This window comes from Pseudomonas sp. NBRC 111131 (assembly GCF_001320525.1).
Taxonomy (GTDB): Bacteria; Pseudomonadota; Gammaproteobacteria; order Pseudomonadales; family Pseudomonadaceae; genus Aquipseudomonas; species Aquipseudomonas ceruminis.
On sequence record NZ_BCBH01000028.1, the window covers coordinates 19,122 to 35,819 of the forward strand.

The following is a 16,698-nucleotide window of genomic DNA, read 5'->3' on the forward strand; positions in this document are numbered from 1 at the left end:
CTCAATCGATCCGTTCGATTAGGGTGGCGGTGCCCATGCCACCGGCACAGCAGATGGCCTGGAGGCCGAAGCGGCCGCCTCGGCGCTCAAGTTCGTTGAGCAATGTGGTCATCAGCCGCGCACCGCTGGCCCCCAGTGGGTGCCCCAGGGCAATGGCTCCCCCGTTGACGTTCAACTTCTCGTGGGGTACGCCAGTTTCCAGCATCCACGCCAGCGGTACTGAGGCAAATGCTTCATTGACCTCGAACAGATCGATGTCATTGATGCTCAACCCGGCCTTGGCCAGCACCTTGCGGGTGGCGGCAATCGGCCCGGTCAGCATCAATGTCGGGTCAGAACCGACTGTGGTGAAAGCGCGAATGCGCGCGCGCGCCTTGAGCCCCAGTTTTGCCGCCGTATCGGCATTCATAAGCAGAAGCGCGGCAGCACCATCGGAGATTTGCGACGAGTTGCCTGCAGTAATGCGCCCGGTCTCTGGGCGGAAGCTAGTCTTGAGCGTCGCCAGCTTTTCCAGCGAAGTATCTCGGCGAATGGTTTCATCGCGACGCAGCACTCCGGCAGGCTCGGTCAATGACCGCTCCTTCAGGTCATCGACCCCGACCTCCACGATTTCGTTGTCGAAATACCCCGCATCGCAAGCAGCCGCAGCGCGCTGATGGCTAGCAAAGGCGAATTCATCCATAGCCTCGCGGCTGAGCGACCATTTGTCGACGATACGTTCGGCCGCCTCACCCTGGCTGGTCAGTTCATAGCGCTGCGTTGCCATCCAGCCGAAGGCCTCACCGTGCAGATCGCGATTGCTGCCCATGGGCACGCGGCTCATGTTTTCCGCCCCGCCCGCGACGATCACCTGCGCTGCACCGCTGGCAATCGCGCCAGCGGCCAAGTGCACCGCCACCTCACCTGAGCCACACTTGCGGTCGATAGTGAGCCCGGGAATGTCGACCGGCCAGCCGGCACCCAGCAGCGCGGTGCGGGCGATATTGGCCGACTGCTCGCCGATCTGGGTCACGCACCCGAAGATCACGTCCTCCACCTTGTCGGGGGCAACATTCACGCGCTCGAGCAGGCGGCTGATCACTAGCGCCCCCAAGTGGTCGGCGCGCACACCAGCCAAGCTGGCGCGAAACCTACCGATGGGGGTTCGCACCGCCTCTACGATCACCACGTCGTTCATAGTGCACTCGCCTTAAGCCCCGAACCCGGCACTTGCTTACCGTCGCTATAGCGGTACACGCCCTGCCCAGTCTTGCGCCCCAGGCGGCCAGCCGCGACCATCTTGATGATCAGCGGGCAGGGGCGGAACTTCTCGCCTAGCGTCTGGTGCAAGTAGCGCAGTACCGAAAGCCGTGTATCCCAACCGGTCAGGTCGCCCAGCTCCAGCGGCCCCATCGGGTGGTTGAAGCCCAGGCGCAGTGCGGTATCGATGTCCTCGGCGGTAGCGGTACCCTCCTGCAACATCCACATCGCCTCGTTACCCAGTAGCGCCGACATACGGCTGGTGGTAAGCCCCGGCGATTCATTGACGACGATAGAGGTCTTGCCGATCTGCTCGCACAGCGCACGCGTGCGCACCACAACCTCGTCGCTGGTGGCCAGGCCACGCACCAGTTCCACCAGTTTCATTTTGTGCACGGGGTTGAAGAAGTGCATGCCGATGACCTGCTCGGCGTTGTCTACCGAGGTGGCTATCTCCGTCACACTCAGGGCCGAGGTGTTGGTGGCGATGATGGCACCGGCGGCCAGCAATGGTGCTGCCTGGCTAATGACCGCCTGCTTGACTGCCAGTTGCTCGGAGACGGTTTCCACCAGCCAGTTTGCACCGCTGGCAGCTTCGCTCAGATCACTGGTAGTCAGCAGATTGGCCAGCGAATGCTGCGCCTGTTCATCGCTGACCTTGCCCAGACGCACGCCATCGCCAAGGATCTTTTCAATGCTGGCCCGCGCCTGGGTCAACGAGGCCGCGCTGGTATCGACCAGCACGGTAACGAAACCGCAACTGGCGAACGCATGTGCAATGCCGGTGCCCATTAACCCAGCACCCACCACCACTACTTTTTCTTTATTATTGGCGTTCATGTCTGGCTCTCGATTAGCTGCGTTTTTTACCGACTACATTTCGCAATGTGCCTATGCCTTCGACGCTGGCTTCAACCACGTCGCCCTCCTTGAGATACAGCCCAGTACCCATGCCCACGCCCGCCGGCGACCCAGTGAACAATACGTCGCCCGTGGCAAAGCTGGAGCGTTGCTGCACAAAGCTGATCAGCTGCCCCACGTCCCAGGTCATCTCCGCGGTGCATCCATCCTGGCGAACCTCGCCATTGACCTTCAGGGTCAAGCGCAACCGCGGGGAACCCTCGGCAAACTCGTCCTTGGTGACGATCCACGGGCCCAGGCCCGTGGTCTGGTCCTGGCTTTTGGCGGCGAACAGGTCCATGCCGATGCCCGGTGGGCCGCTGCGCTGCAGGTCGCGGGCACTGACGTCGTTGCCGACGGTGTAGCCCAGCACGCAGGCCAGCGGGTTCTCCACGTCAATCTCGCCCGTGCCGATCACCGCCACCAGTTCGACTTCGTGGTCCAGCTCTTCGGTAAGGGGCGGGAAGCGTATCGGGTCGTTAGCACCGATCAGCGCGCCGTAGGCCTTGAGGAACGCCACCGGCTGGGCCGGCGCATTCAAGCCGAATTCCACGAGATGCTTGGCGTAGTTGGCGCCCGCCACTACCACCCGATTGATCGGTTCGATCGGTGGCAACAGACGCACGTTAGACAGCGCCAGCGCCGGGCCGGCAAGCCGCACCGAGCTAATGCCGCGGCCCGCCGCCACCGCCGGCGCCCAGTCCTTGAAGTCGCCGGAGATCGGGGTTACCTGGTCCTGGGCGACATCCACCACGGCCCAGAAGGTGCCAACCGAGGGATGCTCACAGCGTGCAAGCTTCATCAGGCACCTACCTTGCCTATCTTGGACGGATCCAGATGCAGCAACCGGCAGGCATTTTCATAGCGGATCTTGCGCAGATCGGCATCCGACAGTTTAAGCCCGTGGGTCAGATCATGGCGCACCGCATCGCTGCCGCCGAAATTGCTGCCGTACAGCACATGGTCGGCGCCAATGATATCGACCAAAGCTTGACGCATCGGTACTTCATGCAACTCGACGTCGAAGTAGAAATTCTTCATGTAATCGAGCAGCGGTTTTTTGTTGTATTTGACGTCGAGGTTCTCGTTCGTCTTGGCCAGACGCCCGAGTTGATACGGCACGTAGCCCCCACCGTGGGTGATATACACCTTGAGGTCTGGGAAGCGGTCCAATACGCCACCGCAGATCAGGTTCCAGAAACAGCGGCTCTCGTCATATTGCATGCCGACGATCGCAGTGGTTTCGTAACGGTCGTCGTTGGCGTTCTTGCCCCAGGTGACCGACTGGTTGTAGCCGTGGATGAACATCGGCAGGTCCAGGTCGCATAACGTACGCCACACCACGTCAAGCTCCGGCGAATCGAACTCCAACCCGCCGAAGTTGGCGCCGCCGGCCACCATGCCCTTGGCCCCCAGCTCGGTGCAGGCATATCGAAGTTCGGCGGCCGCCGCCTCCGGTGCGTTCAACGGCACATGGGCCCAGAACATCAGGCGGTCGGGCGCCGCCGAGCAGTACTCAGCCAGTGTGGTGTTGACGGTACGCGCAAATGGTACGGCGAATTCGGCCTCGGTCCAGTACATGTAGCAGTGCGACGGCACCGAGATCACCTGCAGGTTCTGCCCTGCCGCATCCATGCCGGCCAGGCGTACTTTCGGGTCGGCCCAACGCGCGAAATATTCCTCCAGTTTGGGACCGTTGCCCGAGCGCACAGCAGCCTTACGCTCAGGCGAACCGAGCCCGAGAATCCATTCCCCCACTCTCAGCTTGATATCGCCATCGGCGTGCTGCTCGAAGAACGGTCCCCAATGGGGATGCTGGTTGTAGTAGCCCGGATGGGGTGCGTGGGCGTGCAAATCAATAAGCATGTGCAGGTACCTCGAAGTTGGCACTTTATTGTTGGTGTGCAGTGCGGTGCCTTTGCGCGGTCACGGTCAACCGACGCGGGAAGGGGAACAGCCAAGGCTCGCTACTAGGCTAGAGCTTAAAATTAATTTGAGCAGAAATCAAAATTCTGTTCATATTATTTTTTAGCGTCCCTGAAACCCTTGAAGTAGAGGCTGCCCAAAGCGCCGGCAAGCGCGCTAACGCTGAACAATAAACGCGAAAACGAATGAAAAAATTTCGACAGGCCAAAAAAAGCCCCCGGCTGGCGGGGGCTTTTGATGTACGGGTGCGGGGATGGGTATCAGCGGCGCGTGCGCGAGGTGGACCCCATGATCAATGCGCCAAGCAGCTTTTTCACGCGCACGGGAAATAGTCGGCGCCCCGCAGCTTCCGGCACCAGGATTTCGCTCAATACGTAGCGAATGATCATTTCGCAGATGAGTTCCCGATCCAGGCGTACACCAAGACGGTCGTCCCAGTCGTCGAAGACGATGCCCAGACCATCCTGAAAACGAACTATCGAGTCATGGAAAATCCGCCGAAAAAAACCCAGCGCGTAGTCTGGTGCCACCACCAGTAGGCGCCGTGCGCGGCTTTGTTCGAGGTAGTTGTCGAGGTAGGCGAACAAGGCGTTCAGGCGCGCTTCTGGATCATTGACGTGGCCCAGTTCCTGCGACAGCGAGGTATGGAAGCTTTCCCGCTTGTGCCGCGAGAAAGTGTCCAGCAGGTCTTCCTGAGAAGAGAAGTAGCGGTAAAAGGTACCGCGCGAGACACCCGCGACTTGGCAAACATCAAGGATGGAAATGCGATCGGCGCCCGACATCAGCACCACTTCTTCAGTCGCCTTGAGGATGTTGGCGATGGTTTCTTCCGAACGGCGATTAGGCTTGACCTTATTGCCTGCCACCGCCGGATCATTGCGCCGCTGGACAGTTTTGACAGCCTTCGCGCCGCCCGCTGGCACATCAGCCACGGCTTTTTTCTTGGTTTTGGCAGCGGCCTTAGGCGCTTCTGCCAGCTGAGTAGCTTTTTTTGGCATGGACTTGCAGGCTCGTAGAGAGTAAGGATGGGGCAACGTTAGCACAGAATCTGCGCACAAATAATGGTATATGTTCAACTTTATGCTAAAGACAATTCATGATTTTGCATTTAGAATTCAATTCTCTACTTAAAACAAAAACCAGGCAGACCAGCGTTCGCTTGGCCTAAACGGAGAAAATTCATGGGTAGCAGTGGGAATCCAGACACCTGGGCGGTAGGAGAACGAGACACGGTCATTGATGCGCTAGATCGTGCGGTAGCGAGGCATCCAGAGCGAATCCTGCTGGATTTCAGCGGAGAGTTGTACACATATGGCCAGGTTGATTCACTTTCAACAAAAATGGCCAACGCGCTAGCATCACTCGGCATCAAGCCCGGCGAAACCGTACTGACCATGCTCGACAACAACATCGATGCGGTCATCACCTGGTTGGCCATCAACAAGCTGCGCGCAGTCAGCGTGCCGATAAATACAGCACTCAAGGGCGAGTTTCTGCGACACCAGATCAGCGACACCGGCACCTCACTGGTGATCTGCGAAGCGGCCTACCTGCAGCGCATCACACCGCTGGCAGAACAGCTGCATCACGTGCACCACATCTTGCACCGCGGTCCACTCGACAGCGTGCCCGAGTGCCCGATCCGCATTAGCGCACTGGACAACTATCGCGGCCAGGACGCCACTCCGCTGGCTGCTAAGCCGCAACCTTCCGAGCTCGCCTGCCTGATCTACACCTCGGGCACCACCGGCCCATCCAAAGGGTGCATGATCAGCTACAACTTCATGTGCAACCTGGCCCGCCTGCAACTGCGCGCCGGCCCTGCCAGTGCCGACGACGTCACCATCACACCGCTGCCTCTGTTTCACATGAATGCCCTGTGCGTATCGATCATCGCCAGCATTTTGGTGGGTGCCCGTGCCGCCATTCTGCCGCGTTTTTCGGTGTCCGGCTTTTGGCCAGAAGTGGAGCGCTCGGGCGCCACCATCGCATCGATTCTCGGCGGCATGGGCGGGCTGCTCGCCCAGGCGCCGGACAACGAGGCCATGTTGCGCTGCGTGGGACAGATCCACACCGCTCGCGGCAACCCCTACACCGAAGAAACCAAGAAGATCTGGCGCGAGCGCTTCGGTACACCGCTGGTAGGCGGCAACGGCTATGGCTTGACCGAAGCCTGCGTGATTACCTCGCTGGCAGCCGGCGAATATGCAGCACCCGGCTCCTCGGGAAAGCGCATTGCCGACTTCGACGTACGCATCGTCGACGACCTCGATCAGGAAGTCCCCCCCAACACCGCCGGTGAAATCGTGGTCCGCCCACTGCGCCCGGATATCATGTTCCAGGGCTACTGGCGCCGGCCGGAAGAGACCCTGAAGTTAATGCGCAACATGTGGTTTCATACCGGCGACATCGGTAAGTTTGATCATGACGGCTTCTTCTACTTTGTCGACCGCAAAAAAGACTACCTGCGCCGCCGGGGAGAAAACATCTCCAGCTTCGAGATGGAGGCGGCCTTCGGCATTCACCCTGCCCTGGCTGAGGTCGCGGTGCATGCGGTGCCATCCGACAAAGGCGAGGACGACGTGAAGGTCACTGCGGTGCTGCATGAAGGCGTCACACTGCATCCTGAAGACCTGTTCCATTGGGCGGTGGAGACTGTTCCCTACTATGCGCTGCCACGCTACATCGAGTTTCGCCCCAGCTTGCCGAAAAACCCACAGGGCCGCGTTCTGAAATACCTACTACGCGACGAAGGCAAGACTCCCAACACCTGGGATTTGGAAACCACCTCGATCACCGTTGCCAAGAAGTAGCTCCATCATCCCGCGAGTAAAAAAGCGCGGCACTGGCCGCGCTTTTCTATTGGGCGGCTTCAGTATTCGCGCACGGGAATGCCTTTGGGCCGTGAGTTGTAACCAGGCAGGTGGAGGCCGCCGTCGACGTGAATGGTTTCGCCAGTAATGAAGCGCGACATCTCGCTGGCCAGAAACACCACGACCGGAGCAATGTCCGCCTCGGGCTCACCACAACGTCCCAACGGGCGCATAGACGCCGACATCTCGGCAAACCCTGGGTTTTCTGCCGCCAGCTTGTGGAAGGTGGCGCCCATAGCAGTGGGGGCGATGGCGTTGGTGCGAATGTTGAAGCGCCCCCATTCAGAGGCTGCGCTGCGGGTCAGCCCGACAATGGCCGACTTTGCAGTGTTGTAGTCACCATGCAGCCAAGCGCCAATTTCGACATCAATCGAGTAGAAGTTGATGATCTTGCCGCCCCCGCGGGCCTTCATGTGCGGTAGCGCCGCCTTCATCGCCCACCAAGCTGCCCACACGGTCGAATCCAGTGTCTGTTTGAGCATCGCATCGGTTTTGTCTTCCAGCACCACATTAGGCGTGGGCGCAAACGCGTTATTGACCAGTATGTCTAGGCCACCGAATTCCTTTACAGCTAGTTGCACAGCGGCTTCGATATCGGTCTTGCTGCAGACATCCGTGCGGATAAACACCGCCCTTGCGCCAAGCGCCTTGAGATCCGCTACCACTGCCTCCCCGCTGGCTTCATCCAGTTCGGCGACCACTACCGCAGCCCCCTCTCTGGCGAAGTTCAGCGCGATACCTCGGCCGATTCCGCCCCCTGCGCCGGTAATCAGCGCAACCTGTTCGTTCAGCAGGGCCATAACCGCTCCTTTTCTTGTTTTAGTGAACATTATAGTGTTTATTGTTCAAATATAGCCGATTTCGGTGCCTCACACACCCCTTGCACAAGGACGACAGGATGACTGTATTTCGACGCCGGGTAGACATCATTGCCCATGCAGACCACGTTCGTGCAGCCCTGGAAGATGACTTTCACCACTTCCGCGTATGGCTCAACCACACAGCAGGCCATGTAACAGCCATCGGTGGAGAAGCGCTGCGCTACCCCTATTCGCTTTGCCAGCAAGCAGGCGACCAACTACAGGCACTGGTAGGCATGTCACTGGCGCGCATTGCACATTCGGTCACCAGGCATACTGATGCCAGCCATCAATGCACACACCTGCTCGACTTGGCCGGCCTGGCAATTGCGGGAGCCGCCCGCGGTGCCAGCGAGCGGCGCTACGAAATTCAGGTCGGCGCTCGCATCGACGGACGTACATGCGCCAATCTGAGCCGTGACGGCGAGCAATTGCTGAGCTGGGAAGTGAACGGCGCGATGATCGAAGGTCCGCCTCCCTTTTCCGGGCTCAACCTTCGCGAAGGAATGGCGCGCTGGGCGCTGGGCACCCTCAGTGAAGACACCGCTGAAGCGTCGCTACTTCTGCGCCGCTGCACGCTCATCTCGATGGGGCGTGCCTACAACCTCGACGCGCAGGCCCACGCCGTCATTAGCGGTCGTTGCTACAGCCAGCAACCGGTCCGCGCCAAACAAGCACTGCGTATGCAGGGTTCGACCCTGGATTTCAGCAACGACCCACAGGCACTGTGCGCCCAGGACCAGGCATGGCTACGTGCCATACCCGGCGGCCACGCGGCGTGACATCACGCGTGGCCGCTACACAACGCTTTAGAGGAAGATAGCCAGGTTGGGGGTACCCAGCACCGCTTGGTCCAGGATCACCTCGCGCCGCGCCAGCTTGAATCCGTTAGCCCCAAGGCGGAGCACATCACGCCGCTCACCGCTGATGATGTCGACATGATGATCTTTGAAACGACTGCGCGTGAGCAACAGGTAACTGGTGACCACGAACTCGTCGGGTTTCTGCGTTTCCTCCACGAAAACGTTGGTCACCAACCTGCGAGTACGTGAAGGCGGGTCCTCTGCCCAAGCGCTCTTGCCGGACAGGCGGAGGATGCGCCCCATCATCGAGCGGTAGTCGTCGTGGTAGTGCTGCACACTACGAACGATGGTGGTCTTCAGTTCCGAGGCCAGCCGCGTTTGGCGCAGGGGCACGGTATACACCAAGTCGGTATCCAGGCGCTCAGCCCATTCCTGAAGACGAATCTGGTCGAGCAAGGTGGCTTCTTCGTATAGGAAGGTCACCACTTCATTGTAGATCGGCGCCCCCACCGGTACTCGACGTGTACCGACCGGGGAACCAGGCTGGATATCCTCCACGCCGCGTTGCTGAACCTGCGTCATGAGCAATTTCTCATTGTTGTTCTTCTACTTGAAGGGGCTAGTTGAGTCGACAGTACAGAAAGGGTCGCCGCGAAAAGCCCTCCTGCGCCCCATTCTCATGCCTCATCCGTGGCAGTCATCAGTTCGTGCCAGTACAGCCACCAGTGCCACTGTGTGTCGTCCTTGGTAAAGCCTTCGTTGACAATGCCTGGGCCGGGCCAGCCTTCAGGCGCACCCGTCTCGTAGCAGGCCTGATACTTGAGGGTGCTCTTGCGTCCCATCGCGCCCTTGGCGGCCAATGTCATGTGCGGCCAGGTATCGGAGTCGTCCTGCTCGACCATGCCGGAGGTGCCGAACAGTTGAATGGTCTGTTTGAGCATCTTGTCGCGCAGCTCTGGTGGCGCGTCTTTCTCGGCGAACACCCAGTTGACGAACTCCAACTTGTCGGGGCCTTGCGGCACATAAGCGTGCAGAGTCATGGAGCCGACGACGCTGCCGTCGGGCTGAGGAATGTAGACAAACCCGAATAGAATATTCGGGAACATGCCACCCACTTGCGGAGGCATGCTGGTGAGCACCTGCAACTGATCGTCACTCAGATTACGTGCCAGTTGCTCGACCATCCCGGCGGTCATCCCGGCAGGTGGCAGTGCTCCAAGCTTCTGTTGCACGCTCAGCTCGGACGGGTCCAGTCCGGTAAGGCGCTTGATCTTGCGGGCCAGGTCGATGCAGCGCAGGGCATGGCCGTGCGGCGAGCTGATCTCGACACCGATCATCTCCGGGCTCAGATCGGCGGTCTCTCCCTCGCCCTTCTTCGCATAGTTACCCACTTCACCTAACCACCGATGCAGAGTCAGGGTATGGAAGCCATCTGCTGCGGACTGCTCGCCAGCGGTTTTCCAGTTGGCGTTGACGATGAAGCGCTGAGGCGGCCCCAGCACTTCCATGCCCTTGTCAGACCGACAGAACAGCATGTCGTAGTACCACTTCGCATCGCCCAAGAACTCCTCGAAGGATGGCCCCTCGGTGTTCCAGGTGGCAAAAACCAGGCCGCCATACAGCGTTACCCGGGCCTTCTTCAGCCCCAGCTCCTCTTTAGGCATCATCTTGCCGTGCATGCACTCGCGCTCCACCGGCGAACCGATGAAGTCCCCGTTCGGGCGGAATGCCCAACCGTGGTAGATGCATTTATGAATTTGGGTGTTGCCGCAGTCGGCAGTAGTGATGCGCATGCCGCGATGCGGGCACACGTTCAAAGTGACAAAAACCTCGCCTTGTTTGCCACGGGCGACAATCACCGAATCAGAACCCAGGTCGCGGACCATGAAGTCCCCAGCATTAGGGATCTCCGTTTCATGGCCCAGCAACACCCAAATCTTGCCGAAGATCTTTTCCATCTCCAGCTCGTAGATTTCACGGTCGGACAGCACGCGCATCTGCACTTCGCGCGTATTGGGGTAAATGAGGTCCGAGACCTTGGTTCCATCAGACAATACGGGGCTTGTTCTTGTTAGCATGAATGCCTCCTGTTCAGGGTGTCACGGCGAGTCCGCAACCAAATATAAGACACTTTATTGATTTTTGTATACTTAATTCAAACTCAAAAAGTGGCGCTTGGCAGCCTAGCTTTGGGTCTGAGTAGCCGCCTTGCCGACCTGGGTGCGCAGCATCCCGATACCGTCGATTTCCAGCTCAACCACATCACCCGGTTTGAGATAGCGGAGCTGCTCCAGGCCACAGCCGTTGCCCACCGTGCCCGACCCTAGAAACTCGCCGGGGTACAGGGTCTCGGAGCGCGAAACATGGGCGATCACATCTTCGAAGCGCCAGCGCATGTCGCGGGTATTGCCACGCCCCCACTCTTCGCCGTTAACCCGCGCCACCATGTTCAGGTCATAGGGGTCGCCTAGTTCATCCACGGTCACCAGACACGGGCCCATGATGTTGGCGGTGTCGAAGTCCTTGCTCTTGGCTGGGCCAAGCATGCCGGGCATTTCCAAAGCCTGCGCATCGCGAGCGCTCATGTCGTTGAAAATGGTGTATCCAACGATATGCGCGCCAGCGGCCTCACGATTAATGTCCTTGCCCCGCTTGCCGATGTAACAGCCAAACTCCAGCTCAAAGTCCATCGCGCGGCTGAAGCTGGGCCACTGGAATTCGTCATCGATACCCACCACCGCAAAGCGGTTGCCCTTGTAGTAAATGGGCTGCTTGTGGAACGTCTCGATCACCCGGTCGTCGGCACGGGTATTCATCGCCTTGAGCGTCGCCTCGGGGTCGTCGGTGCGCAGTGCCCGGGCACGCCGGGCGGCGGCGAAACTCTGGCGCAGGTGCAGTTCGAAACAGGAGCAGTCGCGCATCTGCGGTGGTGGCTGGATCGGCGCGCGTAGCTTGACCCCGGTGCGTTCCAGCACGGCTGCCGCTGGGGCCTTAGCCACCAGGGAACGGGCCAGATCGAGTGCCGCCTCGCCCGCTTCGACCAAAGCGAGGATACTCCCCAGAGCGGGGCTTTCACGCCCTTGCTGCACGCGGTAGGCGGTATGCAGGTCGAGCACATGGCGGTCCTGGTCGAGCAGTGCGCCGGCACGGTCCACGCCCTGCGCATCGGTATAGGTAACCAGCCTCATACCCGACCGCCCACGGGCAACAGCGCGCCGGTCACGGCGGCGGCTTCATCGGATAACAGGAACGCGACCACGCCCGACAATGCCTTCGGGGTTACCCAGCGGCTACTGTCGGCATCGGGCATGTCGGCGCGATTGGCCGGGGTGTCTATGATGCTAGGCAGTACCGCGTTCACCGTCACGCCACGGTCTTTGAGCTCTTCAGCCAGGGCTTCGGTCAGGCGCGCCACCCCCGCCTTGGAGGCGGCATAAGCGCCCATGCCAGCCGCTGCCTTGACCGATGCCAGCGCGCCGATATTGACGATTCGTCCGGCGCTGGCGCGCAGCAGGTAGGCCAGGGCCACCTGGGCACTGACCACGGCGGTGCGCACGTTCATCTGGTAAAGGCGGTCCCAGGTCGCCAGGCTGCCGCCCTCGAGGGTTTCCCACGCAAACCCGCCGGCCACGTTGACCAGCCCGTCAATGCCGCCCCACTGCACCGCCACCTGCTCGAAGGCGGCAACGGCCGAGTCGCTCGAGGTCAAGTCCACATTACCCAGGCATATCAGGTTGTGGGTATCGAGCAAATGGGCGGGCGCCTCGCTGCGGTCCAGCAGGGCCACCCGCGCCCCCTGCGCCAGCAGGTACTTGCTCAGCGCGCTGCCCAAGGCACCGAAGCCACCCGTGACGACTACCCTTTTGTCCAGTAATGACTGAGACATAGCCAAATCCTCTTGTTGTTTTACCGCGCGAACGGTCGATTCGTGCTTTCGCTGGCCACAATGTATGACACTTTTACAAAATATGTGCAAATGATACTGTGTGACTCCATGTTAAACACTCTCCACGGACTGCTGATGCCTAGAAAACTTCCTGCACTGAACGCCGACAACCGCGCCTTCTGGCAAGGCGGTGAAACGGGCCGGCTGCTGATGCACCGCTGCACCGCCTGCAGCCGCTACTTTCACCCACCTGCCCCGCTCTGCCCGCATTGCGCCAGCTTCGAGGTGGGACCCGAGGCGGTGTCCGGGCGGGGCAAGGTGCTCAGCTTCACCATCAACTATCAGGGCTGGGCCCCCGACCTAGAGGTGCCCTATGTGGTGGCGATCATCGAACTGGCCGAACAGGCCGGCTTGCAGTTCGTCAGCAACGTGGTGGGCATGCCGGTCACGGATGTGCATATCGACATGCCGGTACGGGTCCGCTTCCTCAATGTCGAGGACGTATGGCTGCCCCTGTTCGAGAGGGCTCAATGATGTTCGATCAGCGTTATGAAAAGGATGTGGCCATTACCGGCATCGGCCAGTCGGAAGTCGGCCGGCCCTCGGACAAGTCGGCCATGCGCCTGACCCTCGATGCTTGCCTGCAAGCGATTGCCGACGCCGGGCTGCAACGCGGCGACATCGACGGCGTAGCGTGCTGGCCGGGCGACAACAACAATGGGGACCCGTTTTCACCGGTGGGGCCCAGCGCGCTGAAAAGTGCGCTGGGGCTCAACGTCAACTGGTTTGGCGCGGGCTACGAAGGGCCGGGGCCCTTGGCCGGGGTGATCAACGGCGCTATGGCGATCGCTGCCGGGTTGTGCAAGCACGTGCTGGTGTTTCGCACCATCACCGAAGCCTCGGCACGCGCGGTGAATCGCCAGGCCGGCGCCCTGACCGCCAAAACCCAGGGGCGCGACAGCAGCTATGCCTGGCAATGGTTCACCCCCTTCAACGTCCATTCGGGCATCAACCTGATGGCGCTGTACGCCCAGCGCCATTTTCACGAGTACGGCACCCGCCCCGAGCAACTGGCGCAGATCGCTCTCACTTGCAGGAACAATGCCACGCGTAACCCCAAGGCGGTGTACCGCACGCCAATGACGATGGACGACTACATGAACGCGCGGGTGATCTCCTCGCCTCTGCGCCTGTTCGACTGTGATGTGCACTGCGATGCCTCCACCGCGATCGTGCTGTCGCGTCGCGATGTGGCCCGGGACCTGCCGAATCGGCCGATCCGCATCGAGGCCATGGGCGCCGCGCTGAACCAGCCCTGGTCGTGGGACCAGATTTCACTGACCCGGATGGCCGCCTTCGATGTCGGCCAGATGATGTGGGCGCGCACCGACTACACCCCGCAGGACATCGGCTCGGCGCAGCTGTACGACGGCTTCTCGATCCTTACCCTGATCTGGCTGGAGGCCCTGGGCCTATGCCCGGTGGGTGAAAGCGGGTCCTTTGTCGAAGGTGGAGGGCGTATCGCGCTGCAAGGCATCTTGCCCATCAACACCAATGGTGGGCAGCTGTCTGGCGGGCGCACCCACGGGCTGGGCTACGTGCATGAGGCGTGCCTGCAACTGTGGGGCCGCGCAGAAGGCCGGCAAACCCGCGACCATAGCGTCAGTACGGTGGCCGCAGGCGGCGGCCCACTGGGGGGCAGCCTACTGCTGGTACGCGAATAGCGGCGGGGTTCAGTAGAGTACGCAGCCCACTTCGTTGCAAAACTCGATCAGCGCCTTGCCCATCTCGGCAAGGCCCTCTTCGTCGCGCTGGCCACGGAACATCACCGCCGAAACAGTGAACTCGATGCTGTTGGACGGTGAATAGATCGGCGCTGCGACGGCCAGGATACCGCCGGAAAAGTGCCCATCGTCCATCGCCCAGCCGCGCTCGGCAGCCAGTTTGACGTCCTCGCGGTAATCCTCCAGAGACAACGGCCGGGCCCAGCGGATCTTCTCGAAATTACTTTCCACCAGCGGGTCATGCATGTCGATCTGAGTGGCGAACAGTCGCCCGCTTGCGCCCATCAGGATCGGCAGACGTTGGCCTTCGGCCATGTCGATGCGCACATCGGTGGGGCTGGCCGCGGAGCTGACGATCACGATCCGGTCCGGACTCATCTTGCGCCACAGCGTGATCGTTACCCGCAGCCTCGACGCGAGGTTCTGTAACAACGGTTTGGCCATCTGCACGCGATGGCCCTGGGTCACCAGTTGCTCCACCAGCCGCGCCAGGCCGGCCCCCACTGAATAGCGTTTGGACAGCGGGCTGAAATCGACCACATCCTCCTGCACCAAAGTTCGCAGGATGTTGAAGCAGGTACTGGGATTGATGGAAAGCTGCCGGGCGATGTCCAGGGAGCGTTCAGGTTTGCCGACCTGACTTAGATGACGCAGGATGCGTATGGCGTTGGATACAGGCTTGACGAGGGTTGCACTGGCCGATCTGGCGTTGTCGCTGACGTCTGAAATGTCCATACTGCGTCCGGTAGCTAGTTATTAGCGATATTCTAGCTTGAGAATTACGTACCCCGTAAAGTTTTACATGAGAATTTTCCGTGTTCCTCTATTCAGCGGCGGCTGGTAGATCAGCCGGCGGGTTTGCAGGTCTTCGCGGCGAAACTGCTGCAAATGCCCCTCCTGAGCCAAGTCGGCCTGGGTCATTCGCACCTGCTGGCGCAAGTAGTCGAGCCAGGACTCGACGATGAACCGCTCGCTGTAGCGTTGCGGCTCGGCCATGTCGCGGTAGAGCCGCCAGTTCTGCGCGCCATTGCGCCGCCGCGCCTTGCCGACCGCGTACACGGCCAGCAGAAAATCTTCTCGCTGCGGCGCAGGCACCTCGTATATCACCTCAACCGAAACCGGCCCGTCGGCGTGCGCCACTGAGGCCTGCAACTGAAGGTTGTCGGTCAGCGGCGCCTGTGCAAAGTCCGCTTCATGGCCCAGCTCCACATGGCTGTTGCGCGTCAGTAGCATCCCGGCAAACAGGCATAGCGTCGACACCAGCAGGCTAGCCTGCAGCCCTGCATACTCGGCCAGCGCACCCCAGGTGGCGCCACCGAAAGCCATCGCGCCCATCAAGGTCAATACGTACATTGATGCTACGCGGGCGCGCACCCAGTTGGCAGCATAAGTCTGCACCACCGAAGAGAGGGTGGCATTGACCGCCATCCAGCCGAACCCCGCACACAGCATCATTACGCATACCACGTAGAGGTTGTTCGACAAGGCAGCGGTCAGCGCGGCGGCGGCAAAGGCGACGGTGCCGCAGGCAATCATGCGACGCAGGCCGAGCCTGCGATGTAGGCGAGGTGAATTCAGTGCAGCCAGTACCGCCCCCGCTCCAAGGAACGCCATCAGCAGGCCGTAGCCACCGGCGCCCATGCCCAGTTGCTGGCGTGCAACCAGTGGCATCAACGCCCACAAGGCACTCGCGCTGGCGGTGAACACCAGCACCTGCTGCATTGCGCTGGACAGTACCGCCGAATGGCGCATGTAGCGCAGCCCGCTGCGCATGCCGCCCATCAGGGTTTCCGGTGGCAGCCCGTGGACAGGTGGTGCCGGCGCCAGGCGCAACAAAAAGAACATCACGGCAACCATGCATAGCGCGATCAGCACGAACAACGACGTGTTGTTCCAGTAGGCAATCAACGTCCCGGCCAAGGCTGGGCCCAGGGCACGGGTGGCGTTGACCGCAATGCCATTCAGGGCAATCGCTGCGGGTATCTGATCACGCGACAGCACGCTGATCATGGTTACCATCCACGCCGCCATACCCAACGCGCTGCCGGCGCCTAGCACAAAGGTGAAAGCCAGCAGCCCCCAGGCTTCGAGGCGCTCGAAACCGGCCAACAGGCTGAGCATGATGGCCGCGAACACCATCAGGCACTGGGTGACGATCAGCCAGCGGCGTCGGTCGACCAGATCGGCGATTACACCGCCCGGCAGTGCGAAGAGAAATACTGGTAGTGTCACTGCGCTTTGCACCAGCGACACCATGATCGGTGAAGCGGTGATCGTGGTCATGATCCACGCTGCGCCGACCGTCTGCATCCAGATCGCCAGATTCACCATCGCGCCGGCCAGCCACAGGCCACGAAAGGCCCGGTTGCGAAATGGCGTCCACGCTGAGCCCTCGCTCATCATTTGCTCCTTGGAACGTCTTGCCCA

Annotated in this window: 16 protein-coding genes; 4 read left to right on the plus strand and 12 right to left on the minus strand. The window is 60.7% G+C overall.

Annotation, left to right across the window (positions count from 1 at the left end; translation table 11 throughout):
* Position 1 precedes the first annotated feature (1 nt).
* From APH34_RS21465 to APH34_RS21485, 5 genes are all read right to left on the minus strand, one after another.
* Positions 2-1,177 carry a thiolase family protein gene (locus tag APH34_RS21465; protein WP_054902884.1) on the minus strand — a complete coding sequence of 392 codons (1,176 nt, stop codon included), beginning with the start codon at positions 1,175-1,177 and terminating at the stop codon, positions 2-4.
* A complete protein-coding gene (locus APH34_RS21470) occupies positions 1,174-2,079 on the minus strand; it encodes a 3-hydroxyacyl-CoA dehydrogenase (protein ID WP_047604752.1) in 906 nt (301 codons plus the stop codon). The genes APH34_RS21465 and APH34_RS21470 overlap by 4 nt, the downstream gene beginning before the upstream one ends.
* Positions 2,080-2,092: 13 nt before the next feature.
* Positions 2,093-2,941 (minus strand): fumarylacetoacetate hydrolase family protein, encoded by an 849-nt coding sequence (locus tag APH34_RS21475; RefSeq protein WP_047604753.1) that lies wholly within the window; start codon positions 2,939-2,941, stop codon positions 2,093-2,095.
* Positions 2,941-4,005, minus strand: a complete 1,065-nt coding sequence (locus APH34_RS21480; protein WP_041505830.1) for an amidohydrolase family protein — start codon at positions 4,003-4,005, stop codon at positions 2,941-2,943. Before APH34_RS21480 ends, APH34_RS21475 begins: the two co-directional genes overlap by 1 nt.
* 320 nt (positions 4,006-4,325) lie before the next feature.
* Positions 4,326-5,063: a TetR/AcrR family transcriptional regulator gene (locus APH34_RS21485; protein ID WP_047604754.1), complete on the minus strand. Its 738-nt coding sequence runs from the start codon at positions 5,061-5,063 to the stop codon at positions 4,326-4,328.
* A 183-nt stretch (positions 5,064-5,246) separates the two neighbouring features.
* Here APH34_RS21485 and APH34_RS21490 point away from each other — a divergent pair, with 183 nt between their 5' ends.
* Positions 5,247-6,878, plus strand: coding sequence for an ATP-dependent acyl-CoA ligase (locus APH34_RS21490; protein WP_047604755.1), 1,632 nt, complete (start codon positions 5,247-5,249; stop codon positions 6,876-6,878).
* 59 nt (positions 6,879-6,937) lie between these two features.
* On the opposite strand, the gene APH34_RS21495 is transcribed toward APH34_RS21490, so the two are convergent.
* The gene (locus APH34_RS21495; protein WP_054902885.1) at positions 6,938-7,738 is read right to left on the minus strand and encodes an SDR family NAD(P)-dependent oxidoreductase; all 801 of its coding nucleotides are present in this window, start codon (positions 7,736-7,738) and stop codon (positions 6,938-6,940) included.
* 98 nt (positions 7,739-7,836) lie between these two features.
* On the opposite strand from APH34_RS21495, the gene APH34_RS21500 reads away from it, so the two are divergent.
* Complete coding sequence (locus APH34_RS21500; RefSeq protein WP_054902886.1) at positions 7,837-8,580, plus strand: DUF2889 domain-containing protein; 744 nt, start codon at positions 7,837-7,839, stop codon at positions 8,578-8,580.
* A gap of 27 nt (positions 8,581-8,607) precedes the next feature.
* Here the strand turns inward: APH34_RS21500 and APH34_RS21505 are convergent, their stop codons facing one another.
* The 4 genes from APH34_RS21505 to APH34_RS21520 all read right to left on the minus strand — a co-directional run bounded on the left by APH34_RS21505 (position 8,608) and on the right by APH34_RS21520 (position 12,487).
* Entirely contained in the window at positions 8,608-9,183 is a 576-nt protein-coding gene (locus APH34_RS21505; RefSeq protein ID WP_047604757.1) for an aromatic-ring-hydroxylating dioxygenase subunit beta, read from the minus strand.
* A gap of 95 nt (positions 9,184-9,278) precedes the next feature.
* On the minus strand, positions 9,279-10,679 hold the full coding sequence (locus APH34_RS21510; RefSeq protein ID WP_054902887.1) for an aromatic ring-hydroxylating dioxygenase subunit alpha: 1,401 nt from the start codon (positions 10,677-10,679) through the stop codon (positions 9,279-9,281).
* Positions 10,680-10,784: 105 nt separating this feature from the next.
* Entirely contained in the window at positions 10,785-11,789 is a 1,005-nt protein-coding gene (locus APH34_RS21515) for a fumarylacetoacetate hydrolase family protein (RefSeq protein WP_047604759.1), read from the minus strand.
* Entirely contained in the window at positions 11,786-12,487 is a 702-nt protein-coding gene (locus APH34_RS21520) for an SDR family NAD(P)-dependent oxidoreductase (RefSeq protein ID WP_047604760.1), read from the minus strand. The genes APH34_RS21515 and APH34_RS21520 overlap by 4 nt, the downstream gene beginning before the upstream one ends.
* 135 nt (positions 12,488-12,622) lie before the next feature.
* Here APH34_RS21520 and APH34_RS21525 point away from each other — a divergent pair, with 135 nt between their 5' ends.
* Entirely contained in the window at positions 12,623-13,021 is a 399-nt protein-coding gene (locus tag APH34_RS21525) for a Zn-ribbon domain-containing OB-fold protein (RefSeq protein WP_041505821.1), read from the plus strand.
* On the plus strand, positions 13,021-14,211 hold the full coding sequence (locus APH34_RS21530; RefSeq protein ID WP_047604841.1) for a thiolase family protein: 1,191 nt from the start codon (positions 13,021-13,023) through the stop codon (positions 14,209-14,211). The genes APH34_RS21525 and APH34_RS21530 overlap by 1 nt, the downstream gene beginning before the upstream one ends.
* Before the next feature lie 9 nt (positions 14,212-14,220).
* Here APH34_RS21530 and APH34_RS21535 read toward each other — a convergent pair whose 3' ends face one another.
* Positions 14,221-15,006 carry an IclR family transcriptional regulator gene (locus tag APH34_RS21535; RefSeq protein WP_047604761.1) on the minus strand — a complete coding sequence of 262 codons (786 nt, stop codon included), beginning with the start codon at positions 15,004-15,006 and terminating at the stop codon, positions 14,221-14,223.
* 63 nt (positions 15,007-15,069) lie between these two features.
* On the minus strand, positions 15,070-16,671 hold the full coding sequence (locus APH34_RS21540) for an MFS transporter (protein WP_054902888.1): 1,602 nt from the start codon (positions 16,669-16,671) through the stop codon (positions 15,070-15,072).
* Positions 16,672-16,698: the final 27 nt, after the last annotated feature.